Here is a 15,538-nt window from a genome sequence, read left to right as displayed (position 1 = left end):
CTGGCGCTGGGGTACTCAGGCGCTGGCGCAAGTCATCACGTGGACCTCGACGATCGTGGTCGTCCGCCTGCTGGAGCCAAGCGATTACGGCCTCTATGCCATGACGCAGGCGGTGGTTACCGCGCTCGCCTTCCTCAACGGCCAAGGGTTCGCGACCTCGCTGGTCCAGGCCGATCGACTCGACGACCGGCGGATCGGGCAGGTGTTCGGTCTGCTCCTCCTGCTCAACGGCTTGCTAGCGGCCGCACAGTTCAGCCTGGCTCCCTTCGCGGCCCGCTATTACGGAGAGCCGCTGGTTGCCGACATGTTGCGGGTCCAGGCGCTGCTGTTCCTGACGATCCCCTTCTCGGCGCTGCCGCAGGAGCTGCTCGCGCGCCGGATCGAGTTTCGCAAGCAAGGGCTCGTCAACCTCGTCACGGCGTTGGTCGGCGCCTCCACCGCGCTCCTGCTTGCATGGCGCGGGTTCGGAGTCTGGGCCCTGGTCTACGCACCCATCGCCATGTTTGGCACCCGGGCGATCGGGCTGACGCTGGCCGCGCGCGTGCTGGTGAAGCCCGTCTTCGACTTCCGCGGCGCCGGCGACCTGGCCGCTTTCGGCGGCGCGCTCACCTTGTGTCAGCTCCTGTGGATCGTGCAGAGCCAGAGCGACATCGTCATCGCCGGCCGGAGTTTCGACACCCACGACCTCGGTCTCTATTCGGAGGCGCTCTTTCTCACGCTGATTGTCACAGCGCGGTTCCTCCCGCCGGTGAACGAGGTCGCGTTCCCCGCTTATGCCGAACTCTACAAGAGCGGCCGTCCGCTCGGCCCGCTGTTCCTCAAGGTGCAGCGGATGGTCGCGCTCGTCGTCGGCCCGGTCTACGTCGGGCTCGCGTTGGTCTCAGGACCTGCGGTACTTACGCTGTTCGGCGAGAAGTGGGCCGCGATGGGCCCGATCGTCGCGGGGCTCGCCTTGGCGATGCCCGCCTTCGCGCTCCAGATCGTCTGTAGCCCGGCAACCAACGGCATGGGGCGCCCGCGGACCTACATGATGTCGAACGGTGCGGGCGCGGTACTCTTTCCCCTGCTGTTCGTCGCATGCGTCGGCGCCGGCCCGGCCGGGCTGGTGGCGGCGTGGTGGATTGGAGCGCCGACCCTGCTAGCGCTGACCTACTTTCTTACGTTGCCGCAGATCGGCGTCCGTTGGCGCGAGCTCGTCGAGGCGCTCGCGCCCGCGGCGGTGGCAACAACCGCGATGGCGGCCGCCGTGCTGGCGGTGCGCGCGATGCTGCCACCCCTGCCCCCGCCTGCGGAGGTCGCGATCCTCGCCGGCACCGGGCTCGCCAGTTACGCCGGCGCCCTCCTGCTGTTCGCGAGGGAGATGCTGCGGGAGATCTACGCCTTCGTGGTGAGGCGCGAAATCGCCCCGGCCTGACCGTTGTTCTAACCGGTCGCAGCGTGTTACTCTCCACCCCTGAGGAGTCTCGCCATGGCCAAGCAGGCCGCAATCGGGGTCGCCGCCGTTCTTCTGATAGCTGCCGGGCAGCCGAGCGAGCTGGATCCGGCTTTTACGCTGGCCGAGCCGGGCGCGCTCAGCGCGATGACGGGCGAGGTGGTTGTCAGCGAGGCGGACCGCTACAGCCGGATGACCATCCCGGTGACGATCGAGGGCCAGGGCCCTTTCCGTTTCATGATCGACACCGGATCGCAGGCCACCGCGGTCAGCCGGACGCTGCGCGACCGGCTCAATTTGCCGACCATGGGCCAGGCGACCGTGGTGGGAATGGCCTCGCGCAAGCAGGTCGACCTCGTCCGCCTCGACGGTCTGGAGTTTGCCTCGCGGGTGTTCGACGCGCTGCAGGCCCCGCTCCTCGAAGCGCAGCACATGGGGGCCGATGGCATCCTCGGCCTCGATAGCTTGCAGGACCTGCGGGTAATGATCGACTTTCGCCGCCAGACGATCTCGGTCGACGACGCGCAGGCGTTGGGCGGCAACCGCGGATATGAGATCGTGGTCCGCGCCCGTAACAAGCGCGGCCGACTGATCATAACCGATGCCGAGGTCAATGGCGTGAGGACGGCCGTCGTGCTCGACACCGGCTCGCAAGGCTCACTGGGCAATCTGGCGCTCCAGCAGAAGTTGCGGACACGCAAGGGTAACGAAGTCACCGCGACCGACGTGACCGGCTCCACCATCACCGGACGCCTCGACGGGGGCCGCACGTTGCGGATGGGCGGGCGCGGCGGCTCCGGCTCGTTGCAGCTCGAAGGGCTATCGATGATCTATTCCGACGCTCCCGCCTTCGCCGCGCTGGACCTGGCGGACAAGCCCGCGATGGTGCTGGGGATCGAAGACCTGCGCATGTTCGACCGGGTGGCGATCGACTTCGCGGAACGGACCGTGCTCTTCGACCTTCCCCGCGGTACCCGCCCGCCGGCCTGGGACGGCATGCGGATGTAGCGCCATTGCCTAACCTGCCGGTGCCGCCCACATGGACGCGGATGCCGCCGCAGGACGATCCCGAAACGCCGCTGGCCGACTACGACGGCTGGGCGACACTCAAGCGCTTCTTCGCTTACCTCTGGCCGGCCGGCCGGCCGGACCTGCGCGCGCGCATAGTCGGCGCGATGATCCTCGTCCTGCTGGCGAAAGGGGTGGCGTTGGCGACCCCGCTGGCGATGAAGAACCTCGTCGACACGATGGCCGCGACCGGCGATCCGCTGATGTGGGTCGCGCTTAGCTTCGTCATCGCGTTCGTGGCCGCGCGCCTACTCGGCACCCTGTTCGACAACGTGCGCAACATCGTGTTCGAGCGGGTCGGGCAGGAAGCGACCCAGAACCTCGCGGAAGACACCTTCGCCCGGCTGCACCAGCTATCGCTGCGCTTCCACCTCGGGCGCCGAACCGGCGAGGTGACCAAAACCATCGAGCGCGGGACCAAGAGCATCGACTCGATGCTCTATTTCATCCTCTTCAACATCGCGCCGACCATCCTCGAACTGATCGCGGTGGCGATCATTTTCTACACCCTGTTCGGGGGCGAACTGGTGGTCGCCACCGCCATCACGGTTGCCGTCTACATCGCCGCGACCCGCTGGATCACCGAATGGCGCACCGAGCTCCGGCGGCGCATGAACGACCTCGACGGCACCGCTCTTGCCCGCGCGGTGGATTCGCTGCTCAACTACGAGACGGTGAAGTTCTTCGGCGCGGAGGCGCGCGAGCGCGAGCGCTACGGCCGGGCCGCCAAAGCCTATGCCGAAGCGGCCATCAAGTCAGAAAACTCGCTCGGGCTGCTCAATATCACCCAGGCGGTGATCATGAACGCGCTGATGCTGTTCGCGCTGGGCTTCACCGTCTGGAAGTGGAGCAAGGGCGAGCTCTCCGTGGGCGATCTCGTGGCGGTGCAGACCTACCTCACCCAACTGTTCCGGCCACTCGACATGCTCGGGATGGTCTATCGCACCATCCGCCAGGGCCTGATCGACATGGCGGCGATGTTCAAGCTGATCGACACACCCGTGGAGGTAGCCGACGCACCCGGCGCCCCCGCGTTGGTCGTGCGGCGGCCAGTGGTCGCGTTCGAGAACGTGGTGTTCGGCTACGAACCCGACCGCACCATCCTTCACGGCCTGTCATTCGAAGTACCGGCCGGCGGCCACTACGCGATCGTCGGCCCCTCGGGCGCAGGCAAGAGCACGATCGCGCGGCTCTTGTTCCGCTTCTACGACCCATGGTCCGGGCGGGTGACGATCGACGGGCAGGACATCGCCCAGGTGACCCAGGAGTCCTTGCGCGCGTCGATCGGGATCGTCCCACAAGACAGCGTGCTGTTCAACGATACGATCGGCTACAACATCGCCTACGGACGCGACGGTGCAACGCATGATGATATCGATCGAGCGGTTCAAGGGGCCGCAATCAAGCGCTTCATTGACATGCTACCGCAGGGTTTCGAGACCGAGGTGGGCGAACGCGGGCTCAAGTTATCGGGCGGGGAGAAGCAGCGCGTCGCGATCGCCCGTACCTTGGTGAAGGACCCGCCGATCCTCCTTCTCGACGAGGCCACCAGCGCGCTCGACAGTCGAACCGAGGAAGAAATCCTCGCGACGCTGCACCATGTCAGCGCCAACCGTACCAGCCTGTCGATCGCGCACCGCCTGTCGACCGTCGCCGATGCGGACCGCATCCTGGTCCTCGAGCACGGCAGGCTCGCCGAGAGCGGCCGCCATTCGGAGCTCCTGCGCAAGGGCGGGCTCTACGCGGAAATGTGGGCGCGGCAGCAGGCCGAGCGGGAGGAACTTGGCGAAGCGGCGGAGTAGGCGATTGTCTCCCGCATAGCGCTACGCTAGCGCTAGGTCATTGGAACCGCTCGATAAGAGCGGCGATACCTTGGGGAAGATTGTCATGAAGAGGGTTAACTTATTCGCCGCCGCCTTGCTGGCCGGGTCCGCCCCCATCCCCGCTCTCGCGCAAGCAGCGCCCGTGGAACCCGCGGTGCCGGTTCCTCCGGCCATTACTGCCGAAGGAGTGCCATCGCTACCCTTATCGCTCGTCGACCGCGTACGCCCACACCTCGAGTCGCGCGCGGCGAGCTTTTCCGGCTGGGACCCCAAGACGCGCGCGGTGCTTATCAACACGCGTTTCGCGAATACGTCGCAAATCCACCGCGTCGAAACCCCCATGGGGGCACGGACCCAGATGAGCTTCGAGGCCGAGCCTGTGGGCGGTAGCTATGCACCAGCGCGCGGGGACGTGCTGGTGGCTTCCAAGGATCGAGGAGGCGGTGAGTATTATCAGCTCTACACGTTGGCGAATGGCCGCCTGGCTCTCCTCACCGACGGCAAGAGCCGCAACAACTTTGGCGCCTGGAGCAGCGACGGGTCGCTCGTCGGCTTCTCGTCCTCGCGTCGCAACGGGGCCGACACCGACCTTTACGTCATGGACCCGCGCGACCCGTCGTCATCGCGCATGGTCGTGGAGGTGAAGGGAGGCGGCTGGCAGATCGCCGGTTTCTCGCGCGACAATCGCACGGCTTACGTCTTCAACGGGCAGTCGGTCCAGAACACCGACGCCTACCGGCTCGACCTCGCAACCGGAAAGCTGGCGCCGATCGGCAAAACGGCCGCCGAGATCGCTTATGGCGGGCTGGAGGTTGCGCCCGACGGCACGCTTTGGGTTATCAGCGACGAAGGCTCGGACTTCGCTCGGCTGGGAAAGCTCGATCCTGTAACCGGCCGGTTCGCCGCGGTGTCGAACGAGAAGTGGGATGTCGACAGCTTCGACCTGAGCGAAGATGGCCGCACGATCGTCTATATCGTCAACGAAGCCGGGGCGCACCGGATGCGCATCCTGGATGTGGGCTCTGGATCGATCAGACCGGTGGATGCACTGCCCGCCAGTGTGATCGGCGGGCTCGAAATCGCGCCGTGGGGGGAGATCGGATTCTCGCTGAGTTCGGCCACCAGCCCAAGCGACGTGTGGTCGCTCGATCCCACAACCATGGAACTCACCCGCTGGACTCGCAGCGAAACCGGGGGGCTCGATCCCGCGGCCAACGTCACACCGTCGATCGTGAAGGCCAAGAGCTTCGACGGGCTTGAGGTTTCGGGACTGCTCTACCTCCCCGATCCGGCCAAGTTCCCGGGTAGGCGCCCGTTGATTTTCGACGTGCACGGCGGGCCCGAAGGACAAAGCACCGCGGGCTTCCGAGGGCGTGCCAACTACTACCCCAATGAGCTCGGCATCGGCCTGTTCTATCCCAATGTCCGGGGCTCAACCGGTTATGGCAAGCGCTTCGTCAGCCTCGACAACGGCCCGTTCAAGCGCGAGGACTCGGTCAAGGACATGGCCGCCCTGCTCGACATCATTCGCACCAATCCAGCGGTCGATGCCGAGCGCGTCGGGCTGACAGGCGGATCGTACGGCGGCTACATGTGCTACGCGGCGGCCGTCCAGCTCAAGGACAAGCTCCGTGCTACGCAGTGCACGGTCGCGATAAGCAATTTCGTGAGCTTCCTCGAAAACACAAATCCCTACCGTCGCGACCTCCGACGGGTCGAGTACGGCGACGAACGCAATCCCGCGCAGCGCGCGAAGCTCACCGCCATCTCGCCGCTCACCCGCGTGAACGAGATGGAGAAGCCGATGTTCGTCATCACCGGGGCGAACGATCCACGCGTGCCCAAGTCCGAAGCGGACCAGATGGTGGCCGCGATCCGGGCCAATGGTGGCGAGGCATGGCACGTCGTCGCCGCCGACGAGGGGCACGGCTTCGCGAAGAAGGCGAATTCCGACTACGCATTCCTCGCGCAGTTGGCATTCTGGGAAAAGTACCTGCTGGGACGCTGAAGCCCGCGGGGCAGTGTTCTCATTGACCGGGGTAGCGCTCGAACCGGGGCAGTCCGTCCAGCGTTTCTTCCCACGGGAGGCTGTCAGCCGTCTGGATGTGCGCCTGTGGCGGCCATGCCTCGGCCTCGTCGAACGTGACGGATTGCACGTCAACGATGCCGGGCAGCATCTGCTCGTTGTAGTAAAACAGGCCGGTGCCGCACTTGGGACAGAAGTGACGCTCGCCATGCTCGGACGAGCGATAGATCGCCGGCGTACCGCGTTCGAGCGTCAGCGCCGCCATGTCGAACGCGACCCACGGCACCATCAGGGCGCCCGAGGATCGCCGGCAATCCGCGCAATGACAAACTGCGTGGTGATGCATATCCCCGTCGAGAACATAGCGCACGTCCCCGCAGTGACATCCTCCGCTCGGCATCGTCATACCCCCCTCGGCAAGTAAGGTCAGCCTAGCGGGGGCCCAACCGGGAGCAAGCGAAGACTAGAGGATATACTTGGAAAGGTCGGCGTCGCCTGCCAGGCCCTCGAGCCGCGCGCGCACGTAGGCGGCGTCGATGGTGACGGTCTCGCCCTTCCGGTCTTCGGCTTCGAAACTCAGCTCCTCGAGCAGCTTTTCCATCACCGTCTGCAAGCGGCGGGCACCGATGTTCTCGACGCTCTCGTTCACCTGCGCGGCAATGCGTGCGACTTCGGCGATCGCATCGTTGCCGAGTTCGAGCGTCACGTCCTCGGTGCCGAGGAGCGCCTTGTACTGGGTGACCAGGTTGGCGCGCGTTTCGCTGAGGATGCGAACGAAATCCGCCTCGCTCAGCGCGGTAAGCTCCACGCGGATCGGAAGCCGGCCCTGGAGCTCGGGGAGCATGTCGGATGGCTTGGCTACATGAAAAGCGCCCGAGGCAATGAATAGCACGTGATCCGTCTTCATCGGTCCGTATTTCGTGGAGACGGTCGTGCCCTCGATCAGCGGCAACAGGTCGCGCTGGACCCCTTCTCTGCTCACCGAACCGCCGCGCACGTCGCTGACCGCGATCTTGTCGATCTCATCGAGAAAGACGATGCCGTTGGTCTCCGCATTCGCGAGCGCTACGCGGGCCACGTCGTCCTGGTCCATGCGCTTCTCGGCTTCCTCGTCGACCAGCTTGTCCCACGCATCGGGGACTTTGAGCTTGCGCCGTTTCAGGGGCGACTTGCCCATCGCCTTTTGCATCATGTCGGACAGGTTGATCATCCCGACGTTGCCGCCCATCCCGCCGAGATCGAAGGGCATCGCCGGCGCTTCCTCGATCTCGATCTCGACCTCGATGTCGTTCATTGCGTTCTGAGTGATGCGCTGCTTGAAGCTCTCGCGGGTGGCCTCGCTGGCGTTTTCGCCGACGAGCGCCTTGAGCAGGCGGTCCATCGCCGCCTTGCTCGCCGCCTCGCGCACAGCCTCGCGGCGGCGGTCCTTTTCGAGCCGGATCGCCTCCTCCACGAGATCGCGAGCGATCTGTTCGACATCGCGGCCGACGTAGCCCACTTCGGTGAACTTGGTCGCTTCGACCTTCACGAACGGCGCTTCGGCCAGCTTTGCCAGCCGGCGGCTGATCTCGGTCTTACCGCAGCCGGTCGGCCCGATCATCAGTATGTTCTTCGGCGTTACCTCGTCGCGCAGCTCGGGCGAAAGGCGCTGGCGGCGCCAGCGATTGCGCAGCGCCACCGCGACTGCTCGCTTGGCGTCTTGCTGTCCGATGATGTGCTCGTCGAGGGCAGCGACGATGGCTTTGGGGGTTAGCGCTTCGATGGATCCCGTCATGCCCGGCATGTGGGGCGCGCCGGGCCCGGTTCAAGCCGGACGCGGGTTCAACAAGTGTGCAATGAAGCGCTCGATCCAACGGCGGAACACCCACGATAATAGTAGAACGAGCGGTATCGCTGTCACAATATAGCCGATCGAGCCGCCGGGGTGCGGCAACCAGACGTTGAAGACCTGAATCCAGGCGTGCGCGAAGGGAATGTGCAGCAGGTAGAGCGCGTAGCTGATGTCGCCCAGCCAATGGGACGGCCGAATGAGGCGCCCGGGTATCGGCCCCCCGGCGATGGCGACGGAGAACAGGAACCCTGGGAGGCCCGCGCCGGCGAGCCAGTCCCATCCGAGCGTTTCGGACGGCACTCCGGGCCCCAGCACTAGCAAGGCCGTCCCGCCGAGGCCGGCGAGGACCCGCAGCCAAGCCGGGACGGCAAGGCCGGCGTCGAGGAACAGGCCGGCGCCCAATCCAGCCACGAACAACAGCACGATCGGGCGGGCGAACGCGGCGGCCAGGTATGTCTCGGGGGGCCAGATCGCCGCACTTGCCACCGCCGCTACCAGGATCGCCGAGGTATAGCCGATCGCCTTGGCCCGGCCAGCGAACACGAAGGCTCCGAATATCGCGTAGAAGACGAGCTCGTAGAACAGCGTCCACCCCGGCCACAGGAAGGGCAGGAAGGGCACTTGCCGCGAACCCTCGGCGGGAATGAAAAGCAGGGAGCGGGCGACGTGGCCTCCATCGACCGGCAGCGCCAGCCAAAGGGCGATCACCGCGAACACCAGAGTCGCGATCCAGTAAGGCGGAAAGACGCGGATCGCGCGGCGCTGCCAGAACACGATCGTGCCGCGCGGGCTGCCGAACAGCCGGCGCGACGAGATCACCATCACCGCGCCGGAGACGACGAAGAACGAAGCGACGGCGGTCTGGGAAACCGTTATCGACCAGGGCGGCGCGCCGGCGCGGCTGTCGACGTAACTGGCGAAGCCGAACCACAGGTGCACACTCGCCACCGCCAGGGCGGCCAGGCCGCGCAGCAGCTGGATCGAGGGTATTTTGCTGTCGGCCTCCACGCGAGACGGGCGCTAGGTCAGCGCCGCCCGGTTGGCAAACCGGGCTAGACGGTTTCCAGCGTCACACGGTCGTTGGTGAACACGCACACCTCGGCCGCGACCTGCATGGCGCGCCGCGCGATCTTTTCGGGATCGTCCTCGTAATCGGCGAGCGCGCGGGCGGCCGCCAGCGCGTAGTTGCCGCCCGAACCGATGGCGGCGATCCCGCCTTCCGGCTCGAGTACGTCCCCATTGCCGGTGAGCACCAGCAGCACGTCCTTGTCGGCGACGATCATCAACGCCTCGAGGTTGCGCAGATACTTGTCGGTCCGCCAGTCCTTCGCCAGCTCCACCGCGGAGCGCATCAGCTGGTTGGAATGTTGCTCCAGCTTCTTTTCGAGCCGCTCGAACAGCGTGAAGGCATCGGCAGTGGCCCCAGCGAACCCGGCGACCACGGTTCCGTCCTTGCCGATTCGGCGCACCTTGCGCGCGTTCGGCTTCATCACCGTATTGCCCATTGAGACCTGGCCATCGCCCGCGACGACGGTCCTGTCTCCGCGCTTGACACCGATGATCGTGGTGCCGTGCCACGGGGTCAGCCCGTGCGAATTCCTGCTCTCGTCCATGCCCGCCGATATGGGGCGTTGGAGGGGCGCTTCAAGCTAGCCGTTCGGGCCGCCCGGCTGAGCGGCACCCGGCGCGCCGACCGCCCCGATATTGCCGAACAGGTCTTCGAAGAAGCTGCGCTCGCGGCCCAAGGTCGGGGTCTCGTCGCCGTCCGGCGAGATATAGACCACTTTGTCGAGCCCGCTGCGCTCGACCGAGGCGACGTTGCCGGCGGCGTCGAACTTCACCGCCAGCACTGAGTGCTCTGCGATGCGGGGGCGACCGAAGGGCACCCGCTCGGTGATGCTGGAAACATAGTACCAGGTCGGATCGCCGAATTCGCTCTGGAAGCTGGGCTGGCCGAGGGTCGCCTGGACCGACTGCTTGTTATCCACTCCCGCGGCGATCGACTGCGTAAGCGTGGGATCGGCGATAAAGCCGCGGCTTTCCCGGATCGACGAGCAACCGCCGGCAGCCAGCGCCGCCGCGGCCAGCACGCTCGCGCCCATGAACCGGAGTGCCGTCATCGAATTCCCTCTTCGTATCGTCTTGGCGCCAAGGCCTCGCTCGCGCCTTAGGCAAGCGCGCGCCCGCTGGCAATCGCGTGGCGCCTGCTGTGCGCGCCCGCTTGAATTGCCGCTGAATGCACGCGACATGGCGGCGATGAGCTTTCTCCAGCGTCTGTTCGCCCCCAAACCCGATCCGCGCGACGAGTTGCGCCCCCTGTGGAGCGCGGTTGTCGCCGAGGCGCGGCGCCCGGACTGGTACGCCGATGGCGGCGTGGCCGACACGGTGCCCGGCCGCTTCGACATGGTGAGCGCGGTTCTCGCCGTGGTGCTGCTCTGGATGGAGGGCCGCGAGGCACTCGCCGCGCCTTCGGTGTACCTGACCGAACTGTTCGTGCACGACATGGACGGCCAGCTCCGAGAGTTCGGCATCGGCGACGTTGTCGTAGGAAAGCACGTCGGCAAGCTGGTCGGAGCCATGGGCGGGCGGATCGACGCCTACCGCGCTGGGCTGGTCGGAGACGACGCTGCCTTGGTCGACGCGGTCTCGCGAAACGTCACTTTTGGCGAAGGCGGGAAGCCCGAATTGGTGGCCTCGGAGCTCCGGGCGCTCGCAGCGCGTCTTTACCGAACGGAGGACAGGGCCTTGCTCACCGGGGACATCGCGCCGTGAACGAACCCGAGTTCAGCCGGGTGGTGCGCGCGCGTCCGCAACCGCCCGAGCATCTTTCGATATCAGCCGAAGAAAGCGAGCGCACAGGCCTTGCCGCGCGCTTCGGGGTGGTCGCGATCGATGCGCTCGAAGCCGAACTGCGCTTCGAACCGAGTGGCGACGCGGTGGTGGCCAAGGGGCGGCTGACCGCCGACCTCGTCCAGAATTGCGCGGTCTCTCGGGAGGATTTTCCCACGCGGGTCGATGAGTCGCTCGACCTGCGGTTCGTGCCCGCCGGGTCGATCGAGACCACGGAAGAGGAGATCGAGCTCGCTTCCGACGAACCCGACGTCATCGAGTTTGAGGGCGACAGCTTCGATCTCGGCGAAGCGGTGGCGCAGAGCCTGGGCCTGGCTATCGATCCATACGCCGAAGGGCCCGCCGCCGATGAAGCCCGGCGCCGGGCGGGCATCGTCGACGACGCGGCGCCCCGTGGTCCGCTGGGGGAAGCTCTGGCGAAACTGACGAAAAGCTGACCCTAAGCCGGTCAGAACGGGATATCGTCGTCCAGGTCGTCGTAGTTCGAGGCGCCGGCCGGAGCGCCGCCGCCCTGGTTCCAGCCGCCACCCTGCGCGCCCGCCGAGGTACCGCCCGAACCGCGGTTCCAGTCGCCGCCGCCGCCGCCGCCGCGCTGGCCCCCGCCGGCGCCGGGTGCACCGTCGAGCATGGTCATCACGGAACCGGGGCCCTGCAGCACGATCTCGGTCGAGTAGCGGTCGTTGCCCGACTGGTCCTGCCACTTGCGTGTCTGCAGCTTGCCTTCGATGTAGACCTTGCTGCCCTTGCGCAGGTACTGTTCCGCCACGCCGACGAGCCCTTCACTGAAGATCGCGACGGTGTGCCACTCGGTCTTTTCCTTGCGCTCGCCGCTCTGGCGGTCCTTCCAGGTTTCCGAGGTGGCGATGCGCAAGTTGCACACCTTGCCGCCGTTCTGGAAGCTGCGCACCTCGGGATCGGCCCCCAGGTTACCGATGATCATTACTTTGTTGAGTGACCCGGCCATGGAATCGGTTTCCTCTCTTGATTGGAGAGGCGCTTAACCAAGCAGGGCGCGAGTGGCAAACCCGGCGGGAAAAGTTGTCGCCATGGTCTAAAGACCGAGTGCGACAGCGCTCCAGTAAGTCAGGCCGGCGAAGATATAGGCGAGCGCGAACAGGTAGCCGAGCATGAACAGCGGCCATTTCCATCCATTGGTCTCCCGCCGGGTGACGGCGATGGTCGACAGGCACTGCGGCGCGAACACGAACCAGGCGAGAAACGCGAGCGCTGTCGGCAGGCTCCAACGGCTCGAAAGCTGACTCGCGAGCCCTTCCGCCGCAGCCTCCTCGTCGGGCGCATCGACGGCGTAGGTCGTGGCCAGGCTGGCGACTGCCACCTCGCGCGCGGCCATCGCCGGGATGAGCGCGAGGGCGATTTCGCGGTTGAAGCCGATTGGCTCCACCACGACGGCAAGGCCCTTGCTGATCTGCCCTGCGGCCGAAGCCTCGACCTGGCTCTCGCCAGGTTCGGCTTGCGGGAAAGTCAGCAGCAGCCACAGGACGATCGTGACCGTGAAGATGATCGTGCCGGCGCGGCGCAGGAAGACCCAAACGCGCTGCCAGAGCCCGATCAGGAGGTCCTTTGGATGGGGCATCTGGTAGCGCGGGAGTTCCATGATGAAGCCGCTCGCCCCGCCCTTCGCCACCGAATGCCGCAGCACCAGCGCGGCCGCCATCGCGCCGACGATGCCCGCAACGTAAAGCCCGAACAGGACCAGCCCCTGTAAGCCGATGCCCGGCCCGACCGTAGTCGCCGGAATGAACGCGGCGATGATCACCGCATAAACGGGCAGCCGCGCCGAGCAGGTCATCAGCGGCGCGATCAGGATAGTGGTCAGCCGGTCCTTCGGATCGGCGATGCTACGGGTCGCCATGATCCCAGGGATCGCGCAGGCGAAGCTCGACAACAGCGGGATGAAGCTGCGGCCCGAGAGGCCGACGCCCTGCATCATCCGGTCCATCAGGTAGGCGGCGCGCGCCATGTAGCCGCTCGCCTCCATCGCCAGGATGAAGGCGAACAGGATGACGATCTGGGGCAGGAACACCACGACGGAGCCGACCCCGGCGATGACGCCCTCGGTCAAGAGGTCGCGCAGGAAGCCGCGCGGCATGTTGTCGCTGATGGCCGTCGACATCATTCCGGCCAGCCCTTCGAGCGCATCGGCGAACGGGGTTGCCCAAGCGAACACCGCCTGGAACACCACGAACAGCAGCGCGAACAGGATCACCGGGCCGAGCCACGGGTGGAGCAATACCCGGTCGAGCCCGGCGTGCAGCCGGTGCTGCCGGGTCTCCGAGAGAATGGCGCCGCGCGCGATGTTGGCCGCGGCAAGGCGCCGCTCGGGCAATGTCAGATGCGCCCGCGATTGCCCAAGGTCATTCCGCGCTCTCGGTTGCGCCGCCTCGATGGCCGCGGAGAGTTCGCTCAGCCCGCGCCGCCGCACCGCGACGGTTGGGATCACCGGAACGCCGAGCTCGCGCGAGAGCGCTTCCGGGTCGAGGATCAGGCCGTCCCTTTCGGCGAGGTCCACCATGTTGAGCGCCACCACCGTCGGGCGGCCGAGCGCGATCACTTCCTGTGCGAAGACCAGGTGCTGCTCGAGGTTGGCCGCGTCGAGCACGACGATCAGCACCTGCGGGGTCGCCTCGCCGACAAACTCGCCGTGGACGACCTTGCGGGTCACCTCCTCATCGGGGCTCGAAGGATCGAACGAATAAGCGCCCGGCAGGTCGATGAGCTCGATCGGCGCGCCGCTCGGCAAGGTCAGCCGGCCTGCTTTCCGCTCGACCGTGACGCCGGGGTAATTGGCGATCTTCTGCCGTGCGCCCGTGAGGGCGTTGAACAGCGCGCTCTTGCCGGCGTTGGGATTGCCGACGAGCGCCGCGATATAAGGGGCGTTCACAGCGGTTCGATCTCCATCGCCGCCGCGTGGACCCGTCGCACCGCCACGGTCATCCGGCCGATCGTAACCGCCAGCGGATCGCGCCCGCCGAACACGCCACGATGCGCGATGCTGACCTTGGCGCCCGCGTCGAGCCCAAGTGCGCGCAGGCGGGTGCCGTCCTCGAGCACCAACCGGTCCCAGTCGACGGACAGGATCCGGGCACTTTCCCCTTGCTGGAGACTCTCGAGCGTCATCGCGATGGGATAGGAGAGCGCTGCGCTTCTTGCAACTGATTATCAATAACCGTCAGCGAGACGGATAGCGAAGGCGCCCCAGGAAGCGGGACACGCTGAAACGTTCGGCGTCGGGCCGCAAGATTTGCGCCTTTGCCTTCTCGAACTGCATCACGTTCTCGATCCGGCGATCGAGGAACGCGTGCGCGTCGGCCTTTCCCTCGCTCTCATCGTCGACGTAGACCGCCAGGGTCGCGGCGTAGAGCGAAGCGAGGATCGCGCGCTTGGTGTAGTGATTGTAGTCCGTTGCCGTGTCACCCGCAGCGCGCCACATCCTGTCCGCGCTGGCCCAACCCAGCCTGGCGGTGCGGGCGAGATTCTGCGGCATCGCCATGATGGCGAGCGCGCGGCGCAGCGCTTCGTCGCGCCCCGCAATGGCGAACAAGCGGGCCTGGACCAGCGCGGTGATCCGCTCGCGCACCTTCATTACCGCCAGCGCTTCGCGCGAGAGAGCTTGCTCCATCGCGGCGTCTATCGAGGCGATCCAGGCCGCGATCATGTCCATGGCGCCGCCCGGGAAGGCCAATCGCGCGACGTCCGCGTCGACGCCTTCGAGCCGGCTGGCCGATACCAGCGCGTCGTCGCTCCAGCCGTCGAACACCGCGGCGTCGGCAATCGCCGGCGCAAGCGCGAGCCGCAATTCGTCGAGAGTGAGGTCGGCGGCCGCGATCGCCACGGTCAGGCGCCGGGCCCGTAACTGCCCTTGGCTTCGCCGGAGACCTTGCGGTCCTCTTCGGCTCGTTCGAGTTCCGCCAGAACGCCCGAGGAGGGGCCCATCAAGGTCGCGTAGTCGCGCGCCGAGCGGCCGGAGTTGTCCGTCCGGTCCGCATTCGCGCCGGCCTTCAACAGCAGCCGAATGATAGCCGTGTCGCGGCGATGGACCGCGGAGATAAGCGGCGTTTCGCCCGAGGAATTGGGCACGTCGAGCCGGGCCCCTGCCTTGACCAGACGCTCCACCCCTTCGACGAACCCAAGGCTGGCAGCGATGGTGAGCGGCGTGGCCCCGTTGCGGTCCGCTGCATTTGGGTTGGCACCGCGGTCGAGTAGGAACTTGGTCCACAAGTCGTCGCGCCGCTGAACGACGATGTGCAGCGCGGTCTCGTTGGTCGTGCGATCGCGCGCGTGGACGACGGTCGTGCCGGGCTCGTTGAGGAACTTGGTCGCCTCCGTCCCGTCGCGGTCGCGCACGGCCTTGAGGAACTGGTAGCCTTCCGAAAATTGCGCCATGGCGGGCGCGGCAAGGCAGCCCATGACCAAAGCCAGCACCAGGCCGGTTTTGCGGATAACGCCCCCTCGCATCTTTCTCGACCTCCGTACGAACCCTATCTTGG

At 66.5% G+C, this 15,538-nt stretch carries 16 protein-coding genes (1 of these 16 only partly in view); 6 read left to right on the top strand and 10 right to left on the bottom strand.

Annotation, left to right across the window (positions count from 1 at the left end):
- From ACWPM1_RS12675 to ACWPM1_RS12660, 4 genes are all read left to right on the top strand, one after another.
- Positions 1–1,414 carry the 3' portion of a lipopolysaccharide biosynthesis protein gene (locus ACWPM1_RS12675; protein ID WP_455695319.1) on the top strand. 80 nt of this gene lie to the left of the window's left edge, so 1,414 of the gene's 1,494 nt are visible here — the last part of the coding sequence; the start codon falls outside the window, past its left edge; the stop codon is at positions 1,412–1,414.
- A gap of 54 nt (positions 1,415–1,468) precedes the next feature.
- Positions 1,469–2,440, top strand: coding sequence for a retropepsin-like aspartic protease (locus tag ACWPM1_RS12670; protein WP_455695272.1), 972 nt, complete (start codon positions 1,469–1,471; stop codon positions 2,438–2,440).
- A 41-nt stretch (positions 2,441–2,481) separates the two neighbouring features.
- Positions 2,482–4,302 (top strand): ABCB family ABC transporter ATP-binding protein/permease, encoded by a 1,821-nt coding sequence (locus ACWPM1_RS12665; RefSeq protein WP_455695271.1) that lies wholly within the window; start codon positions 2,482–2,484, stop codon positions 4,300–4,302.
- Positions 4,303–4,387: 85 nt separating this feature from the next.
- A complete protein-coding gene (locus tag ACWPM1_RS12660) occupies positions 4,388–6,331 on the top strand; it encodes a prolyl oligopeptidase family serine peptidase (protein ID WP_455695270.1) in 1,944 nt (647 codons plus the stop codon).
- Between the two features lie 19 nt (positions 6,332–6,350).
- Here ACWPM1_RS12660 and ACWPM1_RS12655 read toward each other — a convergent pair whose 3' ends face one another.
- The 5 genes from ACWPM1_RS12655 to ACWPM1_RS12635 form a co-directional block, all read right to left on the bottom strand.
- Positions 6,351–6,749 carry a GFA family protein gene (locus ACWPM1_RS12655; RefSeq protein ID WP_455695269.1) on the bottom strand — a complete coding sequence of 133 codons (399 nt, stop codon included), beginning with the start codon at positions 6,747–6,749 and terminating at the stop codon, positions 6,351–6,353.
- A gap of 63 nt (positions 6,750–6,812) precedes the next feature.
- A complete protein-coding gene (gene hslU / locus ACWPM1_RS12650) occupies positions 6,813–8,123 on the bottom strand; it encodes an ATP-dependent protease ATPase subunit HslU (RefSeq protein ID WP_455695268.1) in 1,311 nt (436 codons plus the stop codon).
- 30 nt (positions 8,124–8,153) lie between these two features.
- Complete coding sequence (locus ACWPM1_RS12645; protein ID WP_455695267.1) at positions 8,154–9,188, bottom strand: acyltransferase family protein; 1,035 nt, start codon at positions 9,186–9,188, stop codon at positions 8,154–8,156.
- 44 nt (positions 9,189–9,232) lie between these two features.
- Positions 9,233–9,793 carry an ATP-dependent protease subunit HslV gene (gene hslV / locus ACWPM1_RS12640; RefSeq protein WP_455695266.1) on the bottom strand — a complete coding sequence of 187 codons (561 nt, stop codon included), beginning with the start codon at positions 9,791–9,793 and terminating at the stop codon, positions 9,233–9,235.
- 36 nt (positions 9,794–9,829) lie between these two features.
- Positions 9,830–10,300, bottom strand: a complete 471-nt coding sequence (locus ACWPM1_RS12635; protein ID WP_455695265.1) for an outer membrane protein assembly factor BamE — start codon at positions 10,298–10,300, stop codon at positions 9,830–9,832.
- A gap of 136 nt (positions 10,301–10,436) precedes the next feature.
- On the opposite strand from ACWPM1_RS12635, the gene ACWPM1_RS12630 reads away from it, so the two are divergent.
- Positions 10,437–10,952, top strand: coding sequence for a ubiquinol-cytochrome C chaperone family protein (locus ACWPM1_RS12630; RefSeq protein WP_455695264.1), 516 nt, complete (start codon positions 10,437–10,439; stop codon positions 10,950–10,952).
- Positions 10,949–11,467, top strand: a complete 519-nt coding sequence (locus ACWPM1_RS12625; protein WP_455695263.1) for a YceD family protein — start codon at positions 10,949–10,951, stop codon at positions 11,465–11,467. The genes ACWPM1_RS12630 and ACWPM1_RS12625 overlap by 4 nt, the downstream gene beginning before the upstream one ends.
- 11 nt (positions 11,468–11,478) lie before the next feature.
- Here the strand turns inward: ACWPM1_RS12625 and ssb are convergent, their stop codons facing one another.
- The 5 genes from ssb to ACWPM1_RS12600 form a co-directional block, all read right to left on the bottom strand.
- Entirely contained in the window at positions 11,479–11,994 is a 516-nt protein-coding gene (gene ssb, locus ACWPM1_RS12620) for a single-stranded DNA-binding protein (protein ID WP_455695262.1), read from the bottom strand.
- 87 nt (positions 11,995–12,081) lie between these two features.
- Positions 12,082–13,932: a ferrous iron transporter B gene (feoB, locus tag ACWPM1_RS12615; protein WP_455695261.1), complete on the bottom strand. Its 1,851-nt coding sequence runs from the start codon at positions 13,930–13,932 to the stop codon at positions 12,082–12,084.
- Positions 13,929–14,168, bottom strand: coding sequence for a FeoA family protein (locus tag ACWPM1_RS12610; RefSeq protein WP_455695260.1), 240 nt, complete (start codon positions 14,166–14,168; stop codon positions 13,929–13,931). The genes feoB and ACWPM1_RS12610 overlap by 4 nt, the downstream gene beginning before the upstream one ends.
- Positions 14,169–14,220: 52 nt before the next feature.
- A complete protein-coding gene (locus ACWPM1_RS12605; RefSeq protein ID WP_455695259.1) occupies positions 14,221–14,883 on the bottom strand; it encodes a COQ9 family protein in 663 nt (220 codons plus the stop codon).
- A gap of 2 nt (positions 14,884–14,885) precedes the next feature.
- Positions 14,886–15,506, bottom strand: coding sequence for an ankyrin repeat domain-containing protein (locus ACWPM1_RS12600; protein WP_455695258.1), 621 nt, complete (start codon positions 15,504–15,506; stop codon positions 14,886–14,888).
- Positions 15,507–15,538 lie beyond the last annotated feature (32 nt).

The sequence above is a fragment of the Tsuneonella sp. HG249 genome, assembly GCF_053819205.1.
This window is presented reverse-complemented; position numbering and strand designations above follow the sequence as displayed.

Bases quoted from the DNA above. Each gene is read 5' to 3' on its own strand.
- ssb (WP_455695262.1), bottom strand. From the start codon at position 11,994: ATGGCCGGGTCACTCAACAAAGTAATGATCATCGGTAACCTGGGGGCC.
- ACWPM1_RS12600 (WP_455695258.1), bottom strand. From the start codon at position 15,506: ATGCGAGGGGGCGTTATCCGCAAAACCGGCCTGGTGCTGGCTTTGGTC.
- hslU (WP_455695268.1), bottom strand. From the start codon at position 8,123: ATGACGGGATCCATCGAAGCGCTAACCCCCAAAGCCATCGTCGCTGCC.
- ACWPM1_RS12655 (WP_455695269.1), bottom strand. From the start codon at position 6,749: ATGCCGAGCGGAGGATGTCACTGCGGGGACGTGCGCTATGTTCTCGAC.
- ACWPM1_RS12660 (WP_455695270.1), top strand. From the start codon at position 4,388: ATGAAGAGGGTTAACTTATTCGCCGCCGCCTTGCTGGCCGGGTCCGCC.
- ACWPM1_RS12610 (WP_455695260.1), bottom strand. From the start codon at position 14,168: ATGACGCTCGAGAGTCTCCAGCAAGGGGAAAGTGCCCGGATCCTGTCC.
- hslV (WP_455695266.1), bottom strand. From the start codon at position 9,793: ATGGACGAGAGCAGGAATTCGCACGGGCTGACCCCGTGGCACGGCACC.
- ACWPM1_RS12630 (WP_455695264.1), top strand. From the start codon at position 10,437: ATGAGCTTTCTCCAGCGTCTGTTCGCCCCCAAACCCGATCCGCGCGAC.
- ACWPM1_RS12665 (WP_455695271.1), top strand. From the start codon at position 2,482: ATGCCGCCGCAGGACGATCCCGAAACGCCGCTGGCCGACTACGACGGC.
- ACWPM1_RS12670 (WP_455695272.1), top strand. From the start codon at position 1,469: ATGGCCAAGCAGGCCGCAATCGGGGTCGCCGCCGTTCTTCTGATAGCT.
- ACWPM1_RS12635 (WP_455695265.1), bottom strand. From the start codon at position 10,300: ATGACGGCACTCCGGTTCATGGGCGCGAGCGTGCTGGCCGCGGCGGCG.